At 74.9% G+C, this 25,639-nt stretch carries 20 protein-coding genes; 13 read left to right on the top strand and 7 right to left on the bottom strand.

Annotated elements, in window-relative coordinates; all coding sequences use genetic code 11:
* Positions 1-233: 233 nt before the first annotated feature.
* Positions 234-1,085, bottom strand: coding sequence for a LysR family transcriptional regulator (locus ACF089_RS27450; protein WP_392031824.1), 852 nt, complete (start codon positions 1,083-1,085; stop codon positions 234-236).
* 103 nt (positions 1,086-1,188) lie between these two features.
* Here ACF089_RS27450 and ACF089_RS27455 point away from each other — a divergent pair, with 103 nt between their 5' ends.
* From ACF089_RS27455 to ACF089_RS27485, 7 genes are all read left to right on the top strand, one after another.
* The gene (locus ACF089_RS27455) at positions 1,189-2,157 is read left to right on the top strand and encodes a DMT family transporter (protein ID WP_392031827.1); all 969 of its coding nucleotides are present in this window, start codon (positions 1,189-1,191) and stop codon (positions 2,155-2,157) included.
* 78 nt (positions 2,158-2,235) lie between these two features.
* On the top strand, positions 2,236-3,156 hold the full coding sequence (locus tag ACF089_RS27460; RefSeq protein WP_392031830.1) for a TIGR03084 family metal-binding protein: 921 nt from the start codon (positions 2,236-2,238) through the stop codon (positions 3,154-3,156).
* Positions 3,157-3,228: 72 nt separating this feature from the next.
* On the top strand, positions 3,229-4,947 hold the full coding sequence (locus tag ACF089_RS27465; protein ID WP_392031905.1) for an acyclic terpene utilization AtuA family protein: 1,719 nt from the start codon (positions 3,229-3,231) through the stop codon (positions 4,945-4,947).
* Positions 4,948-5,215: 268 nt separating this feature from the next.
* Positions 5,216-6,805 carry a 4-coumarate--CoA ligase family protein gene (locus tag ACF089_RS27470; RefSeq protein ID WP_392031833.1) on the top strand — a complete coding sequence of 530 codons (1,590 nt, stop codon included), beginning with the start codon at positions 5,216-5,218 and terminating at the stop codon, positions 6,803-6,805.
* Between the two features lie 212 nt (positions 6,806-7,017).
* Complete coding sequence (locus tag ACF089_RS27475) at positions 7,018-7,626, top strand: TetR/AcrR family transcriptional regulator (protein ID WP_392031836.1); 609 nt, start codon at positions 7,018-7,020, stop codon at positions 7,624-7,626.
* Positions 7,627-7,753: 127 nt separating this feature from the next.
* Positions 7,754-8,431 carry a pyridoxamine 5'-phosphate oxidase gene (gene pdxH, locus ACF089_RS27480; protein WP_392031839.1) on the top strand — a complete coding sequence of 226 codons (678 nt, stop codon included), beginning with the start codon at positions 7,754-7,756 and terminating at the stop codon, positions 8,429-8,431.
* A gap of 475 nt (positions 8,432-8,906) precedes the next feature.
* On the top strand, positions 8,907-10,388 hold the full coding sequence (locus ACF089_RS27485; RefSeq protein WP_392031842.1) for a PAS domain-containing protein: 1,482 nt from the start codon (positions 8,907-8,909) through the stop codon (positions 10,386-10,388).
* Positions 10,389-10,525: 137 nt separating this feature from the next.
* Here ACF089_RS27485 and ACF089_RS27490 read toward each other — a convergent pair whose 3' ends face one another.
* Positions 10,526-11,281 (bottom strand): SIS domain-containing protein, encoded by a 756-nt coding sequence (locus ACF089_RS27490; RefSeq protein ID WP_392031845.1) that lies wholly within the window; start codon positions 11,279-11,281, stop codon positions 10,526-10,528.
* Between the two features lie 255 nt (positions 11,282-11,536).
* Here ACF089_RS27490 and ACF089_RS27495 point away from each other — a divergent pair, with 255 nt between their 5' ends.
* Positions 11,537-12,229 (top strand): metal-dependent transcriptional regulator, encoded by a 693-nt coding sequence (locus ACF089_RS27495; RefSeq protein ID WP_392031847.1) that lies wholly within the window; start codon positions 11,537-11,539, stop codon positions 12,227-12,229.
* A gap of 973 nt (positions 12,230-13,202) precedes the next feature.
* A complete protein-coding gene (locus tag ACF089_RS27500; RefSeq protein WP_392031850.1) occupies positions 13,203-14,162 on the top strand; it encodes an alpha/beta fold hydrolase in 960 nt (319 codons plus the stop codon).
* Positions 14,163-14,281: 119 nt separating this feature from the next.
* On the opposite strand, the gene ACF089_RS27505 is transcribed toward ACF089_RS27500, so the two are convergent.
* The 4 genes from ACF089_RS27505 to ACF089_RS27520 all read right to left on the bottom strand — a co-directional run bounded on the left by ACF089_RS27505 (position 14,282) and on the right by ACF089_RS27520 (position 18,761).
* Positions 14,282-14,785: a subtilase-type protease inhibitor gene (locus ACF089_RS27505; RefSeq protein WP_392031852.1), complete on the bottom strand. Its 504-nt coding sequence runs from the start codon at positions 14,783-14,785 to the stop codon at positions 14,282-14,284.
* 612 nt (positions 14,786-15,397) lie between these two features.
* Entirely contained in the window at positions 15,398-16,996 is a 1,599-nt protein-coding gene (locus ACF089_RS27510) for a transporter (protein WP_392031907.1), read from the bottom strand.
* A 164-nt stretch (positions 16,997-17,160) separates the two neighbouring features.
* Positions 17,161-17,997, bottom strand: coding sequence for an ABC transporter ATP-binding protein (locus tag ACF089_RS27515; RefSeq protein ID WP_392031855.1), 837 nt, complete (start codon positions 17,995-17,997; stop codon positions 17,161-17,163).
* Between the two features lie 86 nt (positions 17,998-18,083).
* A complete protein-coding gene (locus ACF089_RS27520; RefSeq protein ID WP_392031858.1) occupies positions 18,084-18,761 on the bottom strand; it encodes a bifunctional DNA primase/polymerase in 678 nt (225 codons plus the stop codon).
* 488 nt (positions 18,762-19,249) lie between these two features.
* Between ACF089_RS27520 and ACF089_RS27525 the strand changes: the two genes are divergently transcribed.
* Together ACF089_RS27525 and ACF089_RS27530 are read left to right on the top strand one after the other, a co-directional pair.
* Positions 19,250-20,632: a transcriptional regulator gene (locus ACF089_RS27525; protein WP_392031861.1), complete on the top strand. Its 1,383-nt coding sequence runs from the start codon at positions 19,250-19,252 to the stop codon at positions 20,630-20,632.
* Positions 20,633-20,788: 156 nt separating this feature from the next.
* Positions 20,789-22,477, top strand: coding sequence for a hypothetical protein (locus tag ACF089_RS27530; RefSeq protein WP_392031864.1), 1,689 nt, complete (start codon positions 20,789-20,791; stop codon positions 22,475-22,477).
* A gap of 108 nt (positions 22,478-22,585) precedes the next feature.
* Here the strand turns inward: ACF089_RS27530 and ACF089_RS27535 are convergent, their stop codons facing one another.
* The gene (locus ACF089_RS27535; protein ID WP_392031866.1) at positions 22,586-23,959 is read right to left on the bottom strand and encodes an ABC transporter substrate-binding protein; all 1,374 of its coding nucleotides are present in this window, start codon (positions 23,957-23,959) and stop codon (positions 22,586-22,588) included.
* A gap of 185 nt (positions 23,960-24,144) precedes the next feature.
* On the opposite strand from ACF089_RS27535, the gene ACF089_RS27540 reads away from it, so the two are divergent.
* Together ACF089_RS27540 and purU are read left to right on the top strand one after the other, a co-directional pair.
* A complete protein-coding gene (locus tag ACF089_RS27540) occupies positions 24,145-24,582 on the top strand; it encodes a hypothetical protein (protein ID WP_392031867.1) in 438 nt (145 codons plus the stop codon).
* A 35-nt stretch (positions 24,583-24,617) separates the two neighbouring features.
* Entirely contained in the window at positions 24,618-25,487 is an 870-nt protein-coding gene (purU, locus tag ACF089_RS27545) for a formyltetrahydrofolate deformylase (RefSeq protein WP_392031869.1), read from the top strand.
* Positions 25,488-25,639 lie beyond the last annotated feature (152 nt).

Here is a 25,639-nt window from a genome sequence, read left to right on the forward strand (position 1 = left end):
GCCGCCCGCCGCCGCACGACCGCGCTCGCGCGGGTGCTCCCGCCCGGTATTCGGCGAGGGCCGGGGCTTGCCTGTCTTTCCTCGTCGCCGTCGTCGCCGCGCGGCCGGTGACCGGTCGGTGGACCGATTACTCCTCCCGTCCCGCCGCCGTGGTGTCGGCCCGTCATCGGGAGCAGATGAGCAGGCCGCCCCGGCAGGTGATCTCGGGCGTACGGGAGCGCGCCCGCGCGTTCCTACCGGGTCAGCTCCCGGGCCAGGGCGATCAGATCGGGCAGTGCCGGGTGGTTCGCGCCCGCCCGGTGGGCGAGGAGGACGGGGACGGGGGGCGCGTCCGGGAGCGGGCGGTAGACGACGCCGGGGTGGGGGTGCATCTGGGCGGTGGAGGCCACCGAGACGCCCGCGCCCCGGCCCGCCGCGATCGCGGCGAGCCAGTCGTCGGTGTTGGTGACGGTGAGATGGGAGACGGGCCGGGCGTCCGGCGGCCACAGGTCCAGGGTGGTGATCCCGGAGACCTCGTTGACCAGCACCGGGCCGGTGGCCAGATCGGCGAGGGTGAGCCGGGGGAGGGCGGCGAGCGGGCCGTCGGAGGTGACGGCGGCGACCCGGTCCTCCAGGAAGAGCGGCTCGGTCACCAGCCCGGGATCCCGCACCGGTCCGCGCAGCACCGCCGCGTCCACCTCGCCCCGGGCCAGCCCCGCGGTCCGGTCGTCGATCCGGAGCAGCTCCAGCGGGGTGTCCGGGTGCTCCCGCTCCCAGCGGCGCAGCAGCGGGGTGGTGTACGGGCCGAGCGCCGACCAGGCGTGGCCGAGCCGCAGCGGCCAGCGGCGCAGCCGGGCCGAGTCGAGCGCCTCGTCGAAGGCGGCGACCGCGGCCGCCGCCTTGTCGCGGAAGATCCTGCCCTCGGCGGTGAGCGCGACATGGTGGGTGGAGCGGTCCACCAGCCGCACGCCGACCTGTTTCTCCAGGGCCGCCAGCGCCCGGGAGACCGCGGGCTGTGTCAGATGCAGCCGCCGCGCGGCCCTCGTCACGCTCGATTCCTCGGCGATGGCGAGGAAGCAGCGGAGATGGCGCAGCTCGATGCTCATGCGCCCGGAGCATAATCGCAGCCCAGTCGGCATTTCACGCGCCACGCGGCGGCCCGTAGCGTGGTGGTGTCGTCGTGGGTGTGGTCAGTGGAGGGAGCAGTCGGTGGACGAGGTCCGCGGTCCTGTGGTGGGCGTCGCCGAGCCGGAGGCCGCCGCCGCGCTCGCGGCCCAGGGGGGCTCCGGCGCGCCGGGCGGCCGCCGGCGTCTCGGTCCGGTCGGGCTGGTGGTCGCGGGCGGGCTGTCGGTCCAGTTCGGCGCGGCCCTCGCGGTGCTGCTGATGCCGCGCGCGGGCGCGCTCGGCGTCGTCACGCTGCGGCTGGTGCTCGCCGCCGTGGTCCTGCTGATCATCTGCCGTCCCCGGCTGCGCGGGCACTCCCGGGCCGACTGGGGCACGGTGGTCGCGTTCGGCGCGGCGATGGCGGCCATGAACATCCTCTTCTACCAGGCCGCCGACCGGATCCCGCTGGGCGCGGCCGTCACCCTGGAGGTGCTGGGCCCGCTCGCGCTCTCCGTGATCGTCTCCCGGCGGCTGGTGAATCTGGTCTGGGCGGGGCTCGCGCTCGGCGGGGTGCTGCTCCTCAGCGGCGGGGGCTTCGACCGGCTCGATCCGGTCGGCGCGGCGTTCGCGCTGGCGGCGGGCGTGATGTGGGCCGCGTACATCGTCTTCAGCGCCCGTACCGGCCGCCGGTTCCCGCAGGCCGACGGGCTGGCGATGGCCATGGCGGTCGGCGCGGTGATCAGTCTCCCGCTGGGGATCATGGAGTCCGGTACGAAGCTGGTCGAGCCGTCGATCCTGGTGCTGGGGCTCGGGGTCGCGCTGATGTCGTCCGTGCTGCCGTACACGCTGGAGCTGCTGGCGCTGCGCCGGCTGCCCGCGCCGACGTTCGCGGTGCTGATGAGCCTGGAGCCGGCGATCGCGGCGGCGGCCGGATTCCTCGTGCTCCACCAGGCGCTGTCCTTCACCGACGCGTCGGCGATCGCGCTGGTCATCGCGGCCAGCATGGGCGCGGTGCGCACTCAGGCGCGGGCGGTGGACGGCACGGTCGAGGCCGTCAGGGACGGGAAAAAGTAAAGCAAGCGTGCTTGATTGTTTCTAGGTCCGCTGCCATGCTCCGGGGCACACAACGCCGTGTCCCGAGGGAGCGCACCCGTGCCCGATCCCACCGCCGCCGTCCTCGGCGAGCTGTGCGAGGAGAGCGACGAACTCGACCGTCTGGTGCGGGGAGCGGACCCGGAGCGGTGGGCGCGGGCCACCCCCGCGCCCGGCTGGAGCGTCGCCCATCAGATCGCCCACCTCGCCTGGACCGACGCGGCGGCCCTGCTCGCCGTCACCGACCCGGCCGCCTTCGCCGCCGAGGCCGCGAAGGCGCTGCGCGCGCCGGACTCCTTCGTGGACGAGGGCGCGCGGGACGGCGCGCGGCTGCCGCCCGCCGAGCTGCTCGCCCGCTGGCGGACCGGCCGGGAAGCGCTGCGCGCGGCCCTGCTCGCCGCCCCCGCCGGGAGCCGTTTCCCCTGGTACGGCCCGCCCATGGCGGCCGCGTCCCTGGCGACCGCGCGGCTCATGGAGACCTGGGCGCACGGCCGGGACGTCGCCGAAGCGCTCGGCGCGGTGACCGGACCGACCGTACGGCTGCGGCACATCGCCCGCCTCGGCGTCCGCACCCGCGACCACGCGTACGGGGTCCGCGCGCTGCCCCCGCCCGCCGAGCCGTTCCGGGTGGAGCTGACCGGCCCGGGCGGCGAACTGTGGGCGTACGGGCCGCCGGACGCGCCCCAGCGGGTCACCGGGCCCGCGCTCGACTTCTGTCTGCTGGTCACCCGGCGCGCCCACCGCGCCGATCTCGCCGTGCGCGCGCAGGGCCCGGACGCCGACCGCTGGCTGGACATCGCCCAGGCCTTCGCGGGCCCGCCCGGCCCGGACCGCGCCCCCCGGGGCCCGTCCCCGTCCGGCACCGGCCCGGACCGCGCGCCCGGAGCGTTATCCGCCCCAGCGCCAGGCCCCGCCCCCGCCCCCGAGGCCCTGTCCGCGCCCGGCCGGGCCGCCGGACCCGCCCCGCGCGAGAGGGCCTGAGCGCCCGTGGACACCGGGAACGACACCCCGAAGACCGCGCACCAGGCGCGGGACACCCCGTACGCCCCGGATATTCCGGACGCCTCGGACGGCGTGCTCCGGATCGGCAACGCCTCCGGCTTCTACGGCGACCGCTTCGACGCCATGCGCGACATGCTCACCGACGGCCCCCTCGACGTCCTCACCGGCGACTATCTCGCCGAGCTGACCATGCTCGTCCTCGGCCGCGACCGCCAGAAGAACCCTGCCCTCGGCTACGCGAAGACGTTTCTGCGCCAGCTGGAGGAGTGCCTCGGACTCGCCCACGACCGGGGTGTGAAGATCGTCGCCAACGCGGGCGGACTCAACCCCGAGGCCCTCGCCGACGCCGTACGCGCCCTCGCCGCCCGGCTCGGTCTGCCCGCCGAGGTCGCCCATGTCGAGGGGGACGATCTGCCGGCCCACGACTGGGGCCCGGAGGTGCTCACCGCCAACGCCTACCTCGGCGGCGCGGGCATCGCCGCCTGTCTGCGGGCCGGCGCGGACATCGTCGTCACCGGGCGGGTCACCGACGCGGCCCTCGTCAGCGGGCCCGCCGCCGCCCGCTTCGGCTGGGGCCCCGAGGACCTCGACGCGCTCGCGGGCGCGGTCGTCGCCGGGCGGGTGCTGGAGTGCGGCTCCGAGGCCACCGGCGGCGACCACGCCTTCTTCACCGGGATCGACGCCCACGCCCTGCGCAGACCCGGCTTCCCGCTCGCCGAGATCCACCCGGACGGCGTCTCCGTCATCACCAAGCACCCGGGCACGGGCGGACTGATCGACGTCGGCACGGTCACCGCGCAGCTGCTGTACGGGACCGGGGGAGCCCGTCACGCCGGGCCGGACGTCACCGCCCGCCTCGACACCGTACGGCTGGCGCAGGAGGGCCCCGACCGGGTCAGGATCTCCGGAGTGCGCGGGGAGCCGCCGCCGCCCACGCTCAAGGTCGGCCTCAACCGGATCGGCGGCTGGCGCAACGAGGCCGTCTTCGTCCTCACCGGGCCTGACATCGATGCCAGGGCGCGGTGTCTGCGGGACCGGCTGGAGGACGCCCTCGGCCGCGAGGGCACGGCGGCGGGCGCGGCCCGCCCCGCCGAGGTGCGCTGGGAACTGGCCCGCGCCGGGCGCTCCGGCGGCGGCGAGGAGCGCGCCGGCGCCTATCTGCGGCTCGTCGTCCGCGACGGCGACCCGGCGAAGGTGGGCCGGGCGATGAGCGGCGCGACGGCCGAACCGGCCCTCGGCGGCGACCCCGGCCTCCGGCTCACCGCGCCGCCCGGCAAGGGCGCGCCGTACGGGGTGTTCGAGGCCCGGTACGTGGACGCCGACGCCGTGCCGCACATCGCCGTACTGCCGGACGGCCGCCGGATGGGGATACCGGGCCCGGCCCGCACCGGCGGGACCGCCCCGGCCGGGCCCGAGGTGCGGCTGCCCGAGCCCTGGCCGCCCGGCCCGGTCCGCTGTGTGCCGCTCGGCCTGATCGCCGGGGCCCGCAGCGGGGACCGGGGCGGCGACGCCACGCTCGGGGTGTGGGCCCGCTCGGACGACGCCTGGCGCTGGCTCGCCCACGAGCTGACCGCGGACTGTCTGCGGGGGCTGCTCCCCGAGACCGCCGGACTCCCCGTCGTCCGCCAGGTGCTGCCCCATCTGCGGGCGCTCAACTTCACCGTCCTCGGCGAGGGCGTCGCGGGCCGCGCCCGCTTCGACCCGAGGGGCAAGGCGCTCGGCGAACAGCTCCGCGCCCGCTACATCGAGATCCCCGAGGCCCTGCTGTGAGCGGACCCGCCGGGCCGTGACGCGGGCCCGCCCGCACCGGGGCCGTGACGGGGGCCGTGAACGCGGGCCGTGAACGCGGGCCGCCCGGATCGCGCCGGCCCGGCGGAGGCAGGGCCCCGGTCCGAGGCAGGGCCCCGGTCCGGCGAGGTACGGCCCCCGGTCCGGCGGCGCCGGCCCGGCTCCCGGCCCGGCACCCGTCGCTCCCCGGGGCTCCCCAAGTCGTACCGACAGCGGCGATTCTGGCCGGACACCCAGTGAAGGGGCTCCGATGGCCGACCACGAGCACGTCTTCCACAGCCGGTATCCCGACGTCACGCCCGTCAGCCTGCCCATCCACGAAGCGGTCCTCGGCCGGGCCGCCGCGTACGGGGACACCGTCGCCCTGATCGACGCGGTGAACGGCACGACCGTCAGCTACGCCGAACTCGACCGGAGCCATCGCTCGATCGCCGCCGCGCTCGCCGACGCCGGGCTCCGCAAGGGCGATGTGCTGGCCCTGCACAGTCCCAACTCGGTGCTCTACCCGAGCGTCCTCTACGGCGCGACGCGCGCCGGGGCCTCGGTGACCACCGTCCATCCGCTCGCCACCGCCGAGGAGCTGGCCACCCAGCTCAGAGACGCCTCGGCCCGCTGGATCGTCACCGTGGCCCCGCTGCTGGAGACCGCCCGCCGGGCCGCCGAACTGGCCCCCGGGATCGTGGAGATCTTCGTCTGCGACCGGGCCGACGGACATGTCTGCGTGGCGGACATGGCGCTCTCGACCGCGCCCGAGCCCGCCGTCGACATCGACCCGGACGAGGACGTCGCGGTGCTGCCGTTCTCCTCCGGCACCACCGGCGTCCCCAAGGGCGTCATGCTCACCCACCGCTCCGTCGCCACCAATCTGGCGCAGCTGGAGGCCCCGCTGCCGATGCGGCCCGGCGACCGGATCCTCGCCGTGCTGCCGTTCTTCCACATCTACGGCCTCACCGCGCTGATGAACGCCCCGCTGCGGAGCGGCGCGACCGTCGTCGTCCTGCCCCGCTTCGAACTCGACCGGCTGCTCCGGGCGATCGAGCACCACCGCGTCACCGGCCTGTTCGTCGCCCCGCCGATCGTCCACGCGCTGGCCAGGCACCCGCTGACGGGACGGTACGACCTCTCCTCGCTGCGGTACATCGTCAGCTCGGCCGCCCCGCTCGACGCCGCCACGGCCGCCGCCTGCTCGGCCAGGCTCGGGCTGCCGCCGGTGGTGCAGGCGTACGGGATGACGGAACTCTCGCCCGCCACGCACGCCGTCCCCCTCGGCGCCGCCGCCCCGCCGGGCACCGTCGGCAGGCTGATCCCCTCGACCCGGCTGCGGCTGCTGGCGCTGGACGGCTCCGAACGGCCGCCGGGCCCCGGCGAGGAGGGCGAGATCGCGATTCGGGGGCCGCAGGTGATGAAGGGCTATCTCGGCCGCCCCGACGCCACCGCCGACATGATCGACGAGGACGGCTGGCTGCGCACCGGGGACGTCGGACGGGTCGACGGGGACGGCTGGCTGTACATCGTCGACCGGGTCAAGGAACTGATCAAGTACAAGGGGTTCCAGGTCGCGCCCGCCGAGCTGGAGGCGCTGCTGCTCACCCACGACTCCGTGGCGGACGCGGCGGTCGTCGGCGTGCGGGACGAGGACGGCTCGGAGATCCCGAAGGCGTACGTCGTACGGCGGCCGGGGGCGGCGGAGCTGACCGAGGAGGCGGTGATGGCCTTCGTGGCGCGGCGGGTCGCCCCGTACAAGAAGATCCGCCGGGTGTCGTTCGTCGCGGCGGTGCCCCGCTCGGCCTCGGGGAAGATCCTCCGGCGCAGGCTGAGGGAGGCGGAGCACCCGCTGTGAACCGGAGCGGTTCGCCGGGCCGCCCGCGCGCCGGCCCGCCGGCGGGAGGGCCCTCCCCGCGATCGGGCCGCCCGCGCGCCGGGGCGCGCGCCCCGGCGGGACCCGGAGGAAAGGCCCTAGGGTGCTGATGCCCGCGCACGCCCGGCGCCGTCGTCCGTGGCGGCCGGGGCGCGCGAGGGCCGGACGGCCTTCCTCGAACGACGGGAACCCGTATGGCAGTCGGAGCCAGCACCCCCAAGCAGGACCGCAGCCGGGCGACCCGGCGGCGGCTGCTGGAGGCGGCCGTCGCCTGTCTGGCCGAGACCGGCTGGGCGGGCTCCACGGTCGCGGCGGTCGCCGAGCGCGCGGGCGTCTCCCGGGGCGCGGCGCAGCACCACTTCCCCACCCGCGAGGGCCTGTTCACGGCCGCCGTCGAGTATGTCGCCGAGCAGCGCTCCACGGCGCTGCGCGCGCTCCCCGGCGGCGACCGCGCCTCGGCGGTCGCCGCCCTGGTCGGCCTCTACACCGGCCCCCTCTTCCGCGCGGCCCTCCAGCTGTGGGTCGCCGCCGCGCACGAGCCCCAGCTCCATGTCCGGGTCGCCGAGCTGGAGGCCAGGGTCGGCCGCGAGGCCCATCGCATCGCCGTCCGGCTGCTCGCCGTGGACGAGTCCGCCCCGGGCGTCCGGGAGACGGTCCAGGGCCTGCTGGACATGGCGCGCGGCCTGGGCCTGGCGAATCTGCTCACGGACGACACGGCCCGGCGCGAGCGGGTGGTGCGCCAGTGGACGGGACTGCTGGAGACGGCGCTGAGCGGGGGCGCGGGCGGGGGCGGAGGCGGCTGAGCGGCACGGCCCCCGCCCCGGGCGCGGCGGCGGTACGGGGACGGTCACGGGCACGCGGGCGGCGGCGCGCCCGGGCGCGGCGGATTCCCGGCACTCCGTGCCGGGCCCGGCGGGCCGCTGGGGCAGGATGGCGGACGTGACCGACGACGCCGCCCAGAATCCCACGCCGGACCCCGCTGTGATGCGCGAGCGCTATCTCTCCACGCCGCTGGTGGAGTCGGAGCTGGCCGCCACCCCGATGGAACAGTTCGCCGACTGGTTCCGCCAGGCCGTCTCCCGGGGGCTGCGCGAGCCCAACGCCATGGTGGTCTCCACCGCCACCCCCGACGGCCGGCCGTCCTCGCGCACGGTGCTGCTGAAGCGGTACGACGAGCGGGGGTTCGTCTTCTTCACCAACTACCGCTCCCGCAAGGGCCGTGAGCTGGAGGCGAATCCGCGGATCTCGCTGCTCTTCCCCTGGCATTCGATCACCCGCCAGATCATGGTGACCGGCACGGCCGCGCGTACCGGCCGGGACGAGACGGCCGCGTACTTCCGCACCCGTCCGCACGGGTCCCAGCTCGGCGCGTGGGCGAGCGACCAGTCCTCGGTGATCGGCTCCCGGGACGAGATCCTGGGCCGGTACGAGGAGCTGGCGGCGCGCTATCCCGAGGGGGAGCAGGTGCCCGCGCCGCCTGAGTGGGGCGGCATCCGGGTGGCGCCGGAGACGGTGGAGTTCTGGCAGGGTCACGAGAACCGGCTGCACGACCGGCTGCGGTACGTCCGCGCGGGCGCCGCCTGGCGGGTCGAGCGGCTCGCGCCCTGAACCGCGTACTCACGTCCGTACGTCCGTCCCGACGCCCGTGCCCCCTCCGAGCGGACGTCCGTCCGTCTGTTCGTCCGTCCGGACGGAAACCGGAACGCTCCGGGGGCCTCGGCGCTCCGGGCCCGGGAACGCAGACGACCCGTGGGCTGTTTCCTCCGTACGGAACGGAGGAAGCCGGTCGGACCACCGGCAGCCCACGGGTCGGGTGACTGCATTGGGATTGCGGCAGGAGGCCTGCCGACAGCACAGAGTGCGACAGCAGGCCTCTAGCCCGCAGTCACCTCACGCATCCGAAACGAATTCACTTCCGGATCACCTCCTTTCGTCGTGTGCTCCACACCCTAGAAGCACCCCGCGAAGGCGCTCAACCGAATTAATCGAGCCGTTCTCACGGTGTTCCACGGACAACGAATAGCCGGAACCTGGTGTGTCGTGGGTCACGTTCGAGTTGAATGTGATCCGACAGGGGGCCGGAATGAGTGCTTCGAAGAGTGAGCCGACGCTGACGGCGACGGCGGGCGCGGGGGCGGAGCTGCTGGCCGCCCTTCTGGACGGGATGGACGCGGCCCTCTGCGCCTTCGGCGCGGACGGCACGATCACCCACTGGAACCGCGAGGCCGAGCGCGTCCTCGGCTGGCCGGCCCGCGAGGCCGTCGGCCGGCGCGGGTTCACCGGCTGGGCGGTCCGCTCCGCCGACGCCGCCGACGTGGAGGCGCGGCTGACGGCCGCGATGAGCGCGCCGGGGCGTACGGTCCATGAGTTCCCGCTGCTCCGCAAGGACGGCGGCCGGGTGCTGGTCCGCGCCCAGTCGGCCCGGGTGCCCGGGGCCGACGGCGAACCGGCGGGGGTGTACTGCGCGTTCAACGAGGCGCAGACCCAGATCGGGCTGGAGCGGTCGATCGCGCTGAGCGAGGCCCTCTTCGACGACACCTCCTGGGGCGTCGTCCTGGTCGACGTCGATCTGCGGCCGACCGTCGTCAACGCCTGCGCCGCCGAGGCGCTGGGCGCCGGCCGCGCCTCCCCGCTCGGCAGGCCGCTGGGCGAGCTGGTCGTCGAGGGCGTCGGAGAACTGGAGGCGGCCCTCCACCACGTCCTGGCGGAGGGCGAGCCGCGCGGCGTCGGCGAGATGTGGGTGACGCTGGCGGGAGCCGACGGCGGGCCCGGGCGGCGGCGCTGCTGGCGCAGCGGCTTTCTGCGGCTCTCGTCCCCGCTCACGGAGGAGCCCGTGCCGCTGGGCGTCGGCTGGCTGTTCCAGGACGTCACCGGGGCGAAGCTCGCCGAACAGGAGGCGGACCGGCTGCGGTTCCGCGCCAGCCAGCTGCACCGGGCGGCCCGGGCGGCGGGCGAGTGCGAGGACCCGATGGAGGCCGCCACCGCCTATCTCGACTTCGCGCTCGCGGGCTTCGCCGATCATGTCCTCGTCGACCTGGTGGAACCGGGGGAACGGGGGCGGCTGGTGCGCACGGCGGCCACCCCGGCGAGCGTCCCCGGGCCCTGTGTCCCGGTCGCGGGCGGCGGCATCCCGGTGCGCTATCCGGCCGGGCACCCGGCGCTCCAGGCGGCGGAGCGCACCGGCTCGGTCCGCGCGAGCGCGCCGTCCGGAGGCCCCGCGCCCGTCCCGGGCTCCGGCCCCGCCGCCGCCTTCGGCCAGGGCCCCGCGTCCACGGGCTCCCCTGCCACGGGCGGTACGGGCTCCGCGTCCACGGGCGGTACGGCGGGACCGGCCGGACCCGCGCCGGGCAACTGGTCCAAGGAGCGCCAGTGGCCCGCCGACATGAACCACGCCCTGTGCACGGTCCTGCGCAGCCGGGGCCGCACCCTGGGCGTGGTGACCTTTCTGCGCGGCGGACCCCGCCCGGCCTTCGAGCGCGCGGACGCCGTGTACGCGGAGAGCATGACGGCCATGGCGGCGCTCGCCCTCGATCTCGCCGCCCCCGCCGCCGGCGGCGGGGCCTGAGGCGAAACGTGTCGGCCGGGGCGGGCCGGGTCTCCCCCGGCCCGCCCCGGCCGACACGGTGCGGCTGCCCGGCTGCCCGGCTGCCCGGGCGGTCCGTCAGCGGTCCGTCAGCTGTTCAGCGGCTGCTCGGGGGCTGTTCAGCGGCGGTAGAAGATCCGGTCGCCGTACTCCTTCATGACCCGGCCGTTCCACTCGTGCCCGCCGTCCACGTTCCCCGACCGCAGCATCGGCGGCTCGACGCCGCGCTCCACCAGCAGCTCGGCCGCCGCCGCCAGCGTCGCCTGCATCAGGGCGCTGGTGACCACGGTGGACGCCGGGGCGAAGGGGGCCTCGATGCCCTCGTGGGTCAGCTCCGCGTCCCCGACGGCGATCTTGGAGTCGAGGACGACGTCGCAGTGGTCCCGGAGGAAGGTGCCCGAGGTGTGCCGGGACCGGGTCTCGTCCGCGTACGCCACCGAGGTCACTCCGATGACCTTGATGCCGAGCGCCCGGGCGTTCATCGCCATCTCGACGGGGAGCGCGTTCCGCCCGGAGAGCGAGATGATCACCAGGGTGTCGCCGCTCCGCAGCGGGCTGGTGTCGAGCACCGCCGCCGCGAGTCCGTCCACCCGCTCCAGGGCGGAGCCCAGCGTCGCGGGCATCACGTCGACGCCCACCACGCCCGGCACGGCGAGCAGATTCATGAGGGCGAGTCCGCCGGCCCGGTAGACGACGTCCTGGGCGGCGAGCGAGGAGTGCCCCGCGCCGAAGGCGAAGAGTCTGCCCCCCGACGCGACGGTGTCCGCGATGACCTCTCCGGCGGCCGCGACGTTCCCGGCCTCCTCGTCCCGTACTCGCTGCAGCAGACCGATCGCGGCGTCGAAGAACTGACCGGCCAGCTTGCTCTCGCTCATCATTGAGCCCTCTCCGGGGTGCGGGGACGCGGATGCGGGGCGCGCGTACCCGGTACGTGTGGAACATGGAGCGCGCCGGGGAATACCCGTGCCGCCGATCACGTTGCGGTCTGGACCATTGCCCTGTCAATACTGTCTCTACAGTCTCTGGCACCGGGCTCGCCCGGCGGCTTGGGCCTGCGCGGCACGGTTGTCAGCGGGATGCGTAAGAATTGACTTCGGGGCCGCAGCGCACGATTCCATCGAGGGGCACGTATGTCCGGACTGATCGACACCACGGAGATGTATCTCCGCACCATCCTCGAACTGGAAGAGGAAGGTGTGGTCCCCATGCGGGCCCGTATCGCGGAGCGGCTTGACCAGAGCGGGCCCACGGTCAGTCAGACCGTGGCCCGCATGGAGCGCGACGGTCTGGTGACGGTCGCCGGGGACCGCCATCTGGAGCTGACCGAGGAGGGCAGGCGGCTGGCGACGCGCGTGATGCGCAAGCACCGCCTCGCCGAATGCCTCCTCGTCGACGTGATCGGCCTGGAGTGGGAGCAGGTCCACGCGGAGGCCTGCCGCTGGGAGCACGTCATGAGCGAGGCGGTGGAGCGGCGGGTGCTGGAGCTGCTGCGCCACCCCACCGAATCCCCCTACGGCAATCCGATCCCGGGCCTGGAGGAGCTGGGCGAGAAGACGGAGGCCGATCCCTTCCTCGACGAGAACATGGTCTCGCTGGCCGATCTCGACCCCGGGGTGGACGGCAAGACGGTGGTCGTCCGCAGGATCGGCGAGCCGATCCAGACCGACGCCCAGCTGATGTACACGCTGCGGCGGGCGGGCGTGCAGCCCGGTTCGGTCGTGAGCGTGACCGAGTCGCCCGGCGGAGTGCTGGTCGGCAGCAGCGGTGAGGCCGCGGAGCTGGAGGCGGACGTCGCCTCCCACGTCTTCGTCGCCAAGCGCTGACGCACCGCCCGTACGAAGGGCCCCGGGCTGTTCCTCAGGCCCGCGGCCCGGTGTGCGCCGGTGCTCCGGCGCCTCCCGATCCGCCTCGCCGTCTCCCCCGGCCCCCGCGCGCCGCGCCGCCCGCGCACTCTCCGGGCTCGGGGCTCCGGCCTCGTCCTGGCTCACCGGGCTGGTCCGGGCTTATCCGGGTCCAGGACTCGGGGCTCATTCCGTCCGGGGCTCAGGGCTCAGGGCTCCGGGCTTCAGGGTTCCGGGTCGGCCGGACGCCGCGCGAGGCCGTCGCGTGAGGCCGTCGCGTGAGGCCGTCGAGCCGCGCGCCCCGAGGCGTCCCCACGGCCGCGCCCGTCGCGCCGAAGCCCTCGGACATCTCGGATATCACGGAATATCACCGGCCTCACAGGCATCGTTTTCGGCCCGGAGGGAAGCCTCCCGGGCCCCGCGCGTGCGACGCTTGGTGCCGAGGCATATGACACACCGCCCGGGAGGGATCAGGGTGACGCGCCCGTCGTACGCCCCGCCGCGCTCGGCGCGCCCGGCTCCGCCGGTCCGCCGCCCCCGCGTGCCCCCGGAGACCGCTCCGCGCTCCGGGCCGAAGCCCGGTCCGCGCTCCGCTCCGAGGGATGCCGCGCCGAGGGGCTCCGCGACGCCGAGGTCCGCCGCGACCCGGCCGGGGGACCCCATGACACGGGAGTGCCCCGACGCCCGAGGGCGCCGGGGCCTGCCCTCCCCTGCGCTGACCCGGAGCCCCGAGCTCCCAGGGTCAGTCCCCGCGGACCGTCTTCCCCGAGCGGCCCGCCTCCCGCAGGAGATCTCCCCCCGCCGACGGGAGTCATGCCTGGTGAGTGGTCACTCGAACGAGGGGTGTTGAGCCCCGGAACCATATCTTCGAACGCGAGTTCGATAAGCTGAGGCGTCCGGCGGGGAGGGGTCCGGCCGGGCGGACGACCGGGGAAGAGAAGGGGGTGCCGGGCACATGGTGCGCCGCATCGACGTGACCGGAGCCGGCGGCGTGCACCTGGCCGCCTGGGAGTTCACCGAACCGCCGCAGGGCGGCCGCGAGACCCGCCGGGAGCCCGCCGACGGGCCGGCGGACGGTTCGGACGAGGGGGCGGAGCCCGACTCCGCTCCCGGCGTCTTACTGCTGCACGGGCTGCTGGGCCGCGCCTCGCACTGGGCCCCGGCGGCCCGGCTGCTGGGCCGTCGGCACCGGGTGGTCGCACTCGACCAGCGCGGCCACGGCCACAGCGACAAGCCCCCCGAGGGGCCCTTCACCCGCGAGGCCTACATCGCCGACGCTGAGGCCGTCATCGAACGGCTGGGCCTCGCCCCGGTGACGCTCGTCGGCCACTCCATGGGCGCGCTCACCGCCTGGCAGCTCGCCGCCCGCCGCCCCGACCTGGTCCGGGCGCTGGTCATCTGCGACATGCGGGCGGCGGCGCGCGGCGCGGCCTCGCAGCGGCAGTGGGAGGAGTGGTTCCGCTCCTGGCCGCTGCCGTTCGCGTCGCTCGCGGACGTCCGGCGCTGGTTCGGCGAGGAGGACGCCTGGACCGAACGCCCCAGTCCCTCGCGCGGCGACTTCTTCGCCGAGGTGATGATCGAGCGGGCGGACGGCTGGCGGCCCGTCTTCTCCCGCGCCCAGATGCTCGCGTCCCGCGCGACCTGGGCCCACGACGCCCACTGGGACGAACTCGCCCAGGTCTCCTGCCCCGCCCTGGTCTTCCGCGGCTTCGACGGCGACCTCGGCCGCGCCGAGGCCCAGGAGATGGTCAGGGTCCTCCCGCGCGGCCAGTACGCGGAGGTGGCGGACGGCGGCCATCTGGTCCACTACGAGCAGCCGACGGCCTGGTACGCGGCGATCGAGCCATTCCTCGACGCGCACTGCCTCGATCTCGCCCCCGACGGCGACGGGGTGCGCACCTCGGGCGCGGGCTGAGCGGCCGGGCCGGGCGGCCGGGCGATGCGCCGGGCGGGCTGGCCCGGCGAGGGGGACCGGCCGCGGCGGCAGCGGCTGGTCGTCCGGCGGAGGCGGTCAGTGGGGGACCGGCGGGCCGGTCAGAAGGAGAACAGCGCCCCGCCGCCCAGGCTCGCGCCCATCTCGCAGCCGTTGTTGTACGTCGCCGACCAGCTGACCCGCTCGCCGCGCCACACGCCGTCCGCGGTGACCGTGACCGGGTCCCACTCGCGCGTACAGATCGTCTGCGGCAGCGCCGTCGGCAGCGCGGACACCTCGCCGTCCACCGACCTCAGCTCGTCGCAGGCGGCGGCGGGCGCGGGGTGGGTGCCCCGGGCCCCGGGGGAGCAGCTGAGGGTGACCGCCCGCTGCACGGCCGCGCTCATCGGGTCGGCGCCCTTGCCGACGCTGAGGACGAACGCGGACGGCGCGTAGAGCGCGCTCCCCGCCCCGGCGCCCGCCTCCGCCGCGGGGTGCGTCAGGGTGTGCGCCGCCACCGGCGGGACCGCCGCGGACCGCGGCTGCGCGGCCTGCGCGGACACCGCCGCGACCCCGCTGAGCACCAGCGCGGCGGTGACGGCGATCGTGCTGCGTACAGAACGCATCGGTGAAGCTCCTTCGCTCCGAGGGTGATTGCGCTCGGGAGTCTCGCGTACGCGGACAGTGAAAGCACGCCGATCGCCGTTTTCCGGCCGCGACCGCGTCAAAGCGGGTGACCGAATGTTCGTTTGGCCAGCTCGCGCCCTACGCCGAGCGCCCCTCCGGACTGTCCGGCATATGGACAATCTTGACTGCGCACCTCAGAAACTCCCCCCTGAGCTGCACAAACCCCCAACCCCCGCGCTTCTCCGCCACCCCTCTTCGACGAGAAACCACCCCCGATCCACAGCCCACCCCGCCCGAGAGCCGCCCCACTCCCGCCCCCCGGCCCCCTGGCGGTCGCACCGAACCGGCTCCCGGCGGGCGGGCCGCACTCACCGCAGGCCACCGGCACCGGGCCGTTCCCGGCCCTCGGGCCGACCGGGACTCCCGGCCCCCGGCCGGACGATCTCCGCCCGGCGGGCCCGGATCGACTTCCGGCATCCGGCATTCCGCCGGACCGGCCGCCGACCACTGGCCCGGCCCGCAGGGCGACCACCCCCGGCCCGGGGCCCGGGCCGGCCCCAGGCCCAAGACCCAGGCCCCCGGGCCCACCCGCCCCGGCCGGAGGCCCCGCCTCACCCCTTGCTGACCGCCGTCAGGATCTCCGGGAGCCGGTTGGCGGTGAGCGGGGCGGCGACGCGTACGCCGGCCCAGCCGAGCAGGAGGCCGTAGGCGGTGCCGAGGGGGAGCATCGTCCACAGGAGATCGTGGGCGTCGGTGAGGTGGAGCCACACCGTCGGCACGATCACCGGAGCGGTGAGCAGCAGGGCGACGACCAATCCGCCGAAGAGGGACATCCAGGCCAGCCCCGCCTGCCCGGGCGCGACGTTCTTGTACGCGCTGTCCTGCGGGATCGAGTACGCCAGCCGGGCCGAGACCACCGCCCCCGTGCCGAGGAACGCGCCGAGCGCCGCGAAGGAGAGCCCCAGCCCCGACGGCAGCGACTGCCAGTCGCCGAGCACGACCGCCACCGACACCGTCACCAGGACGGTGTACGGGAGGGTGACCACCAGCAGCGCCAGCGCCCTCGCGCGCAGTTCCTCGTAGGCGTCCCGGGTCGTGGAGATCGTCTGCGCCACCATCCAGAACGCCGAGGTGTCCTGGCCGAACTGGTTGTACATCTGCATGCCCAGCATCCCCGCCGCGAAGCAGGCCAGATAGATCGAGCCGGTCCCCTGGACGGCGCTGAACATCGGCACGATCAGACCGATCGCCAGCCCCGTGACCCAGGCCGCCTTGGTCTTCGGATCCCGCCAGGCGTAGCGGAGGCTGCGCTGCATCACCGCGCCGGTGCGGCCCTCCGGCAGCAGCCGGTGCAGCAGGCCGGGGGAGCCCTCGCGGGCCGCGGGCTTCTCGGCCGCGCCCAGCGTGGATCCGTCGGGCGCGGTCATCAGCTTCGTCAGATTCCGCCGCCAGGACCACAGCAGGGCGTACAGCGCCCCGGCCGACAGCGCCAGCTGGGCGAGGGCGGCGCCGTAGGACCCGTCGCTCACCGAGCCGATCGCGGCGAGCGCGGAGGCCGGCGGCAGCCACCGTACGATCTCGGCCGCGGGCTCCAGCGCGGAGACCCCGCCCGACTGGCTGAGCCGCTGCGCGCCGAAGTTCACGATCTGGATGCCGACGGCGAACACCAGACCGCTCAGCAGCGCCAGATCGCGGCCCTTGCGGGAGGTCAGCAGCCGTACGTTGGCCGCCGCGACCGCGCGCGCCAGCGCCACGCACACCAGCAGCGCCAGCGGCGCGGCGGCGAACGAGACGACCAGCGCCGCGCCGCCGTGGGCCAGCGCGACGGCCGAGCCCGCCACCAGGAAGAGCGCGAAGAGCGGGCCTATGCCGATCAGCGAGGACGCCAGCAGCGCGGCGACCAGCGGGCCCGGCCGCAGCGGCAGCATCACCAGCCGGGTCGCGTCGAGCGTCTCGTCCCCGCCGGCGGCGAACAGCGGCATCAGCGCCCAGCCGAGCGCCAGCATCCCGGCGAGCAGCACGACGACGGTCGCGGCCTGGTCGTGGCCGCGCAGCAGGATCAGACCGAGCAGCAGGCCCGCCGCGAAGAGGAGGGTGAGGACGAGGGAGATCACGAAGACGGCGGTGCGCGCGGCGGACTGCCGCAGCCCGTTCCGCAGCAGCGACAGCTTGAGCCGTACGAAGATCCCGGCCAGCTGTCCTGTGCTCAGCCCGCCCCCGGGCTCCGTGAAGAGCCCGCCCCCGGACTTCGTACCGGGCTCCGTACGCGGTTTCGCGCCGGGCCCTCCGCCGATCGCCGTACCCGGCTCCGCGCCGATCGCCGTACCCGGCTCCGCGCCGGTCGCCGTACCCGGCTCTCCGCCGGAAGCGGGGCTCAACGCACACCGCCCGTGCCGCCGCCGAGCCAGTCCAGCGACTCGTGGGAGTCGCGCCCGCGCGCCCCGACCAGCTCCAGGAACGCGCTCTGGAGCGACGGCGCGTCCCCGCGCACCTCCGCCAGCGTCCCCTGGGCCCGGATCCGGCCCGCGGCCATCACCGCGACCCAGTCGCACAGCGACTCCACCAGCTCCATCACATGGCTGGAGAACACCACCGTCGCGCCCGAGGCGGTGTAGCGCTCCAGCACCCCGCGGATGGTCTGCGCGGAGACCGGGTCGACGCCCTCGAAGGGCTCGTCCAGGAAGAGGACTTCGGGATTGTGCAGCAGCGCGGCCGCCAGACCGATCTTCTTGCGCATGCCGGTGGAGTAGTCCACCACCAGCTTGTGCTGAGCGCCGGCCAGGTCCAGGACGTCGAGAAGCTGCGCCGCCCGCTTGTCGACCTCCGCGCCCGGCAGCCCGCGCAGCCGCCCGGTGTAGGCGAGGAGTTCCCGCCCCGAGAGGCGCTCGAAGAGGCGCAGCCCTTCCGGCAGCACGCCGATCCGGGACTTCACCCCGACCGGGTCCCGCCACACATCGTGCCCGGCGACCTCCACCCGGCCGTGGTCCGGCCGGAGCAGGCCCGTGACCATCGAGAGGGTCGTCGTCTTGCCCGCGCCGTTCGGGCCGACCAGACCGATGAACTTGCCCGCGGGGAGCGTGAGGTCGATGCCGGAGACGGCGACCTGCTCGCCGAACCGCTTCCACAGACCCTCGACGCGAACGGCGGGCGGCGCGGCCTGCGCCCCGCCCGCGTCTGTCCCCCCGGCCGTTGTCGCCCGGTTCTCCGGCATGGCGCCCCACCTTTCGGGTGTCCCCTATGTCATGCGCGTCATGGTTATGTACGCGTCAGTACGGGTCCACCTTATGTAGGCGCCGCCTAAGCGGTCCGGGTGCGTGCCGCCACGGCCTCCCGTCCGCACGCGTACGCCAGCGGGCTGATCAGCTCGTCGGCGTCCGGCAGCCAGCGGTTGGCGCTGGTGGGCTTACGGGCCCACTGCGCCGCGCCCCGGCCGCCGACCCGGGTCGGCGGCGCGATGACGTAGTGCCCCTCGCCCCGCGCGACCAGATCCAGCGAGCTGGGCGCCCAGCCCAGACCGCGGATCAGATCGGGCGCCTTCGCCGACGCGCCCGGCAGCACGAAGAACAGCATCCGCCGGTCCGGTGTGCAGGCCACCGGGCCGAGCGGCAGCTCCATTCGTTCCAGCCGGGCCAGCGCCAGAAAGCCCGCCGACTCCGGAAGGTCGAGTACGTCGAACGCGCGGCCCGTCGGCAGCAGGATCGACGCTCTCGGGTGCTCGTCCCACATCCGGCGGACGGCGGTGGCGCTGCCCGTGGCCCGGCTCGACCAGTCCGGCCCGGCCGCGTGCGCGCCCGGCGTCTCGCAGGAGGTGTCGCCGCAGGAGCAGTGCTCCTTTCCGTCGACGGCCTCCAGCCAGGTGCCGGGGAATACGTCCCAGTGCCGCTCCTCCGCGTACCGCACCGCGTGATCCAGCAGCTGTTCGCCCCTCTGCTGGGGGATCTCCGCGGTCTCTCTCACTCCGATGGTCTCTTCCACGACCACTCAACTCCCACCGTCACCTTGAGTTACGGGCACCCTACGGCCCGCCCCGCGATCATGATCCCGCATATGGGGCGCATGGATGCACGGACGGGGGCGCGCGTGGGGACGGGCCTCGGGGGCGGGTAGCTACGTGTACATAGGGGGGCGGGATGTCGTCCGTTCCGGGCGGCGGCGCGTGTGGCCGCCGTTCCGGCGCCGGCGGTCCGAGGAGGGCCGTCCGACGGGGGTGGGCGCCGTCTTCCGGATCGGGCCGGCGAGCCTGGCGGGATCCGGAGGACCGGCGCCCGGGGCGAGGTCTTCCCGCGGGGCACGGCCCCGCGGGCGGGTGCGGACGGGGCGCGCGGGCGTCCGGGAAGCGCCCGGGGAAAGCGTCTTGGGAAGCACTTTTGGAAAAACCAGACCAAGTCCGTCAATTCTGCATTCTCCGGATAGCGGCCGGGCAGTGATCCCTGCGTGGATCACCGCGGCCTCAGGGGGTTTTCATGGCAGCCAGACCTCTCGTCGCCCGACAGCCGAACGAACGGCTGCAGGCGCTCATTCAGGAAGCCGGGTGCTCCAACGCCGGGCTCGCCCGGCGGGTCAACATGGTCGGCGCGGAACGCGGGTTGGACCTGCGGTACGACAAGACATCCGTGGCGCGGTGGCTGCGCGGGCAGCAGCCGCGCGGGCGCGCGCCCGGCATCATCGCCGAGGCGCTGGGCCGCAAACTCGGCCGTACGGTCACGATCGACGAGACCGGCATGGCCAACGGCAAGAACCTCGCCTCGGGCGTGGGACTCCAGTTCTCCCCGACCGTCCTCGGCGCGATCGAGCAGGTCTGCGAGCTGTGGCGCAGCGACGTGGGCCGCCGGGACTTCCTCTCCGGGACCTCGGTCGCGGCCTCCGCGCTGGTCGAGCCCAGCCGGGACTGGCTGATCACCGGCGCGGACAGCCAGGTGGCGCGCTCCGCGGGCTCCCGGGTCGGCTCCTGCGACGTGGAGGCGGTCCGGGCGATGACCGCCGCGCTCACCGAGCTGGACCACCGCTTCGGCAGCGGGCACGTCCGCCCGGTGGTCGTGCACTACCTCAACTCGGTGGTCTCCGGGCTGCTCTCGGGGTCCTATCGCGAATCGGTCGGCCGCGAGCTGTTCGCCGCGGTCGCCCGGCTGACCGAACTGGCCGGGTACATGGCCGTCGACACCGGACAGCCCGGACTCGCCCAGCGCTACTACATCCAGGCGCTGCGGCTGGCCCAGGCGGCCGGCGACCGGGGGTACGGCGGCTATGTGCTGGCCGCCTCCATGAGCCATCTCGCGGCCCAGCTGGGCAACCCCCGGGAGATCGCCCAGCTGGCGCGGGCCGCGCAGGAGGGCGCGCGCGGACATGTCACCCCGCGCGCCGAGTCGATGTTCCTCGCCGCCGAGGCCCGCGGGCACGCCCTCCTCGGGGACTCCCGCACCTGTCACACCGTGGCCGGGAAGGCGATCGCCGCGCTGGAGCGGGCGGAGCCCGAGTCGGGCGACGACCCGCCCTGGATCGCCCACTTCGACCACGCCTATCTCGCCGACGAACTGGCCCACTGCCACCGGGACCTGGGCCGGCCCGAGGCCGCCGCGCACCAGGCGACGGCGGCGCTGGACGGCCACCCCGAGACCCGGGCGCGGCGGCGCGCGATCGGACTGGTGCTGCTCGCCACCGCGCAGGTGCAGCAGCGCGAGGTGGAGCAGGCCTGCCACACCGGGGGCCGGGCGCTGGAGCTGCTCGCCCGGCTGCGCTCCAGCCGGGGCGCGGAGTATCTGGAGGATCTCCAGCAGCGGCTGGAGCCGTTCGCGGACGAGCCCGCGGTCCGTGAGTTCGGGGCGCGGGTGGAGATGCAGGCGGCCTGAGACCGGCCGGGCGGGCGTGAGGCCGGTCACAGCCCGCCCTCCGGCGACGGCGGTGAGGAGGGATGTCCGCCCGGCTCCCCGGCGGGTGTACGGCGGGACCCGAGGTACCCGGTAGCGTGAACCGACGGTCCCGTAAGTTCATATGGAGGAGTCCTGGTGACGCACAGCGGACAGGGTGACGATCGGCTCCCTGCTGCCCGGCCCGCGCAGGAGGGCGTCGTACTGCCCCCCGAGGCGGCCGGCCCGTGGGCGCCCCGGGGCGCGGACGGCGGGCCCGCCCCGGCGGACGGGCAGCCGTGGGGCCCGCGGCAGCCCGCGGGGTACTACCCCGACCAGCGGCCGGAGCACCTTCCGGACGCCTCCCAGGGGCAGTTCGGCGGCGCGCGGGCTCCGGAGCAGGACGACTGGTACGGCGTACGGTCCCAGCCGCTGCCCGCCGCGCAGCAGCCCCAGCGGCAGCCGTACGCGGGGGACTCGGACACGACGCGGTATCTGCCGCCGGTGGCTCCGGACCCGGGGATGTCGGACGCGACGCAGGTGATTCCGCCGGTCGGCCCGGGACCGATGGACGCCACGCAGGTGTTCCCGCCCGTCGGCGCGGGCCCCCTGCCGCCGCAGCAGCCCTACCCGGGCGCCCCGGACGCGACGCCGTATCCGCCGCACATGGCCCCCGGCCCGGGGATGTCGGACGCGACGCAGGTGATCCCGCCGGTCGGCCCGGCGCCGATGGACGCCACCCAGGTGATACCGCCCGTGGGTCCGGAGCCGGTGGACGCCACCCAGGTCATCCCGCCGGTCCCGCCCGCCGTGCCGGGCGCGCTGCCGCCCGAGAGCCCCGCCGAGAGCCCGGCCGAGTCCACGGCGTATCTCGGCGCCGGCCCGCGCGGGAACGGTCCGGCCGTCCCGCCGCCGCCCCCGGGCGCGCCGTACGGGATCAGGCCCGGAGCCCCCGGTGACCGGCCGCCGCCCGCCGAGTTCGACAATCTCTTCCGAGGCGCCGGCGGCCCCGGCGCCCCTGGCGGCCCCGGAGCCCCCGGAGGGCAGCCGCCGGCCGCCCGGCCGCCGTACGCGGCCCCGCAGCCCCCGCAGTGGCACCAGCCCGCCCCCCAGCCCCCGCAGCCCGCGTCGCACCGGGCCGAGGGCGAGGGCTCGCGCCGCCGGGCGCAGCGTCAGGACCCCGCGCGGCGGCGCAAGTCGGCGGGCGCGCCCGTCATCGCGGCCGTGGTCGTCGGCTGCGCGGTGCTGGGCCTCGGCGTCGGCGCGCTGATGTTCGGCGGCGAGGACGAGAAGAAGAAGGACCCGGGGGCCGGGGCGAACGCGGCGGCGGCCTCGCCCGCGCCCAGCGACGCGGCCAGTCCCTCCGCCTCTCCCGAGCCGCCCGCGGTGGACCCGGTGAAGACGCAGGCCCAGGCGCTCGACCGGCTCCTGGCGGACAGCAACGACAGCCGGGCCGCGGTGATCCGCTCGGTGGCGAACATCCGGCAGTGCAAGAACCTCGGTCAGGCGGCGGCGGATCTGCGCGGGGCCGCCGAGCAGCGCCGGGGTCTGGTGACCCGGCTGGGCGGCATCGACATCGGCAAGCTGCCCGAGCACGAGGATCTGGCCGAGTCGCTGACCGAGGCGTGGCAGGCGTCGGCCGCGGCGGACGACCACTACGCGGCCTGGGCCGACCAGATGGGCGGCAAGAAGGGCTGCAAGGACGGCAAGGCCCGCAACACCAAGCGGGCCGCCCAGGGCAACAGCGCCAGCGGCGAGGCCACGGAGGCCAAGCAGGAGGCGGCCGGCCTCTGGAACCCGGTGGCGGCCCGCTACGACCTCCCCAAGCGCGGCAGCCACCAGCTCTGACGCCGCGCCGGGCCCGGGGCCCCGCCGCCCGCCGCGAGGCGCCGGGCGGGGGCCGGGCCCGTCCGGCGGGCGAAGGGCCCGGTGCTCGCCGCACCGGTCCCGGCCCGGTCAGCGGGAGACGGCCCCGGCCAGGGTCTCGGTGATGTCCACGAAGCCCTCGCGCTGCGCCACCAGCCGTCCGTCGCGCACCACCTGGAACGTGACCCTGGAGTTCACGATGCGGGGGAAGTCGGGGATGCCGAGCATGTCCTGGTGCTCCCAGCGCAGTTCGGGGGTGAGCCCGCCGGTGGTGACCCGCACCCCCCGGTCGAGGGCGCGCGAGATCTTGTGCGGGGTGACCTCGTCGGTGTCGAGGGACTCGATGACGGCGGCCAGGGCGGTGTACGCGATCCAGGTGGTCTGCACACCCGAGTCGGCCGGGTCGATCCGGTTGTCGGCGAAGGCGTGGTCGGCGATCACTCCCTTCATCGCCGCCCAGCGCGCGTCGCCCGAGTCCGGGTACCACCCGGTGATGAACGCCCCCTCGAAGGGGCCCTCGCGCCCGCCGGTGCGGTCGATCAGCGACTGGCCGACGCTGCTGAGCACCGAGGAGACCTTGACCCGCGGTCCTTCGTCGGGCAGCCGCCGGAAGGAGTCGAAGAAGGTCTCGGTGCGTTCGCCGAGCGCCGCGGTGACACAGCCGGGCCGGGCCTCCTCGCCGGTGTCCCGAGCGCTCCCCGGGGCGTTCGTTCCCGTTCCCGTTCCCGTTCCGGTCCCGGCCCCCGCCGTCTCGCGGGCCCGGGCGGCGGCCCGGGTGTAGTCGGTGGCGTCCTCGGGCGCCAGCACGTCGACCGTCCGGTTCCCGGCCCCGGCGAGCCCCGCGTTCAGCAGCTCCGGCAGCTGGTCCCCGGTGGCGGAGTCGGGCCGTACCAGCGCGACCCGTTCGCAGGCGTCCGCCAGCTGGACGCCGTGCCCGGCGAGCAGGGCCGGCTGTCCGCCGTTGACCGGATAGGACAGATAGCTGCTGAACTCGGCCTCCGAGATGCCGAACCCGCCGATGAACGGGATGCCGGCGTCCTCCAGCGGCGGCAGGAACGCGTCCGCGTGCTGGCTGTACGAGCCGACGACCGCCGCCGCCTTCTCCCGCACCGCGCGCATCGCGCACGCGGCGGCCCCCTGGGCGGTGTTCCGCTCATTGCAGGTGATCACCTTGAGCGGATGCCCGTCGACGCCGCCCCGGGCGTTCACCCAGCGCGCGTACGCGACCGCCATGGCCGGCATCCCCGGCATATTGGTGGCCTGGGTCTTCTCCGGGGCGAAGGTCATCACGGTGACGGGCGGCCGGGAGTCCTCGGAGGCCCCCGGGGCCGCCCCGCACCCGGTGACCAGCAGCGCCCCGGCCGCCGCCGCGACCACGGGCAGTCCGCGCCACGGGCGGCGTCCGGTCCGGGGGGAGCGGGGCCCCTGGGGGCTGGCAAGGGTCGGGCGTCGACTACCGGTCATGGGCCGTCACCCTTCCGCCGCCCGGGTAACGGAGGTGTGTGCGCCCGTCAACGCCGGGTGACGGAAAGGTGAATTGCGGGGGGCCTGGGCCCCGGGCGGCCGGAGAACGTACGATCGACGGCGTGCACCAGCAAGGACCGGCTCCCTCTTCCCGTCGCGCCCGTCGCTCATCCACCATGGGCGGTATGCCGCTCAACGACATGCCGTGGTGGCGCTGGCGCGTGAATGTGCGCTCGGCCCTGCATATGCTCTCCGACCCCGCCTTCCAGCAGGAGGCCTGGCTGGCCGGTCTGGAGGGGTACGGAGACGTCACCGACGCCGTCTACCGGCTCGTCGAGGACACCTGGCTGGACAACTGGTCCGCCGAGAAGTACGTCGGCACGATCTTCCGCGACTCCAACGAGGCCGCGCTCGTCGACGTGGCCGTGCTGCGGGTGCTGCGGATCATGCACCAGGTCGGCGCGGACGCCCCCGTCTCGGCGTACATGGCGCACCACGGCTGGCCGGAGGCGGTGCGGGCCTGCCGCGAGGCCCATGTGCGGCTGGCGGCCAATGACGGCGAGGACCCGGACACGCCGCCCCGCTCGCTCGATGTGCTGCGGATCATAACGCGTACGGCTTGACCGCTCCGTGGACGGCTTCCGGTCCGGGCCGTCGGATGTGGCACCCTACGAGGATGACCGACCAGTACGTCCTGACCCTCTCCTGCCCGGACAAGCAGGGCATCGTCCACGCCGTGTCGAGCTATCTCTTCATCACCGGCTGCAACATCGAGGACAGCCAGCAGTTCGGCGACCAGGACACCGGTCTGTTCTTCATGCGCGTCCACTTCTCGGCCGAGGCCCCGGTGACCGTGGAGAAGCTGCGGGCCAGCTTCGCCGCCGTGGGCGACTCCTTCCAGATGGACTGGCAGATCCATCTCGCCGAGGAGCCGATGCGGATCGTGCTCATGGTCAGCAAGTTCGGCCACTGCCTGAACGATCTGCTCTTCCGCTCCAGCATCGGCGCGCTGCCGGTGGAGATCGCGGCCGTCGTCTCCAATCACACGGACTTCGCCGAGCTGGTCTCCTCGTACCACATTCCGTTCCACCACATCCCGGTCACCCGCGAGAACAAGCCCGAGGCCGAGGCGCGGCTGCTGGAGCTGGTGCGTGAGGAGAACGTGGAGCTGGTGGTGCTCGCCCGCTACATGCAGGTGCTGTCGGACGATCTGTGCAAGCAGCTCAGCGGCCGGATCATCAACATCCACCACTCCTTCCTGCCGAGCTTCAAGGGCGCCAAGCCCTACCACCAGGCGCACGCGCGCGGGGTGAAGCTGATCGGGGCCACGGCGCACTATGTGACGGCCGACCTGGACGAGGGCCCGATCATCGAGCAGGAGGTCGAGCGGGTGGGCCACGGGGTGACTCCGGAGCAGCTGGTGGCCCTGGGCCGCGATGTGGAGTGCCAGGCGCTGGCGCGCGCGGTGAAGTGGCACGCGGAGCACCGGATCCTGCTGAACGGCCGCCGTACCGTCGTCTTCGACTGACACCCGTAAGGTAGGGCCCGTCGGACCATATGACCGCCGTGCGGCGGGGGCGGGCGGGGCCCCCCCCCCCCGCTCCCACCCCACCGATACGCAAAGAACCCGCCCCAAACCCTCAACGGGATGCTCAAACACCGTAAGACACCCTCAAGCCC

The organism is Streptomyces sp. NPDC014894 (assembly GCF_043080985.1).
Classification (GTDB): domain Bacteria; phylum Actinomycetota; class Actinomycetes; order Streptomycetales; family Streptomycetaceae; genus Streptomyces.

Coding starts and splice junctions, on each gene's coding strand:
- pdxH (WP_392031839.1), top strand. CDS start 7,754: ATGGCGGACGTGACCGACGACGCCGCCCAGAATCCCACGCCGGACCCC.
- ACF089_RS27540 (WP_392031867.1), top strand. CDS start 24,145: ATGCCGCTCAACGACATGCCGTGGTGGCGCTGGCGCGTGAATGTGCGC.
- ACF089_RS27500 (WP_392031850.1), top strand. CDS start 13,203: ATGGTGCGCCGCATCGACGTGACCGGAGCCGGCGGCGTGCACCTGGCC.
- ACF089_RS27485 (WP_392031842.1), top strand. CDS start 8,907: ATGAGTGCTTCGAAGAGTGAGCCGACGCTGACGGCGACGGCGGGCGCG.
- ACF089_RS27515 (WP_392031855.1), bottom strand. CDS start 17,997: ATGCCGGAGAACCGGGCGACAACGGCCGGGGGGACAGACGCGGGCGGG.
- ACF089_RS27450 (WP_392031824.1), bottom strand. CDS start 1,085: ATGAGCATCGAGCTGCGCCATCTCCGCTGCTTCCTCGCCATCGCCGAG.
- ACF089_RS27505 (WP_392031852.1), bottom strand. CDS start 14,785: ATGCGTTCTGTACGCAGCACGATCGCCGTCACCGCCGCGCTGGTGCTC.
- ACF089_RS27495 (WP_392031847.1), top strand. CDS start 11,537: ATGTCCGGACTGATCGACACCACGGAGATGTATCTCCGCACCATCCTC.
- purU (WP_392031869.1), top strand. CDS start 24,618: ATGTGGCACCCTACGAGGATGACCGACCAGTACGTCCTGACCCTCTCC.
- ACF089_RS27535 (WP_392031866.1), bottom strand. CDS start 23,959: ATGACCGGTAGTCGACGCCCGACCCTTGCCAGCCCCCAGGGGCCCCGC.
- ACF089_RS27470 (WP_392031833.1), top strand. CDS start 5,216: ATGGCCGACCACGAGCACGTCTTCCACAGCCGGTATCCCGACGTCACG.
- ACF089_RS27475 (WP_392031836.1), top strand. CDS start 7,018: ATGGCAGTCGGAGCCAGCACCCCCAAGCAGGACCGCAGCCGGGCGACC.
- ACF089_RS27490 (WP_392031845.1), bottom strand. CDS start 11,281: ATGAGCGAGAGCAAGCTGGCCGGTCAGTTCTTCGACGCCGCGATCGGT.
- ACF089_RS27525 (WP_392031861.1), top strand. CDS start 19,250: ATGGCAGCCAGACCTCTCGTCGCCCGACAGCCGAACGAACGGCTGCAG.